This is a genomic window from Amycolatopsis jejuensis, from assembly GCF_000717335.1.
Lineage (GTDB): Bacteria > Actinomycetota > Actinomycetes > Mycobacteriales > Pseudonocardiaceae > Amycolatopsis > Amycolatopsis jejuensis.
Map to the genome: position 1 here is coordinate 1 of NZ_JNYZ01000117.1, position 304 is coordinate 304.

1 protein-coding gene is annotated in these 304 nt (G+C 60.5%); it reads left to right on the top strand.

Features of this window, described 5'->3' with window-relative positions; all coding sequences use genetic code 11:
- Window positions 1-128: 128 nt before the first annotated feature.
- Window positions 129-304, top strand: a 176-nt coding sequence (locus OO71_RS49800; protein ID WP_156096893.1) for a nitroreductase/quinone reductase family protein, incomplete at its 3' end; no start/stop codon positions are given.

A 304-nucleotide genomic window follows, 5' to 3' on the forward strand; every position in this document is an offset into this window, starting at 1 on the left:
CTCCCGTGTCCGCTGCTTCTTCCGTTCCCGAAGGCCGAGCTTCTCCATGCCACCAGCATACGACAGTCACGTCATCAGCCGTCATTTGTCAGTTGACGAAGATTGTCAGTATGTGACACTATTTGCTCATGCCGAAGCCTCCCGCACCGACGTCTCACTACTGGAAGCTGCAACGACAACTGGCGCGACTCACCACGTTCCTGTTCCGCAAAACCAGCGGAAAGCTCGGCGGCACGTTCTTCGGCGGCGCACCCGTGCTGCTGCTCCACCACGTCGGCCGCAAGTCCGGCGAGGCCCGAACCAG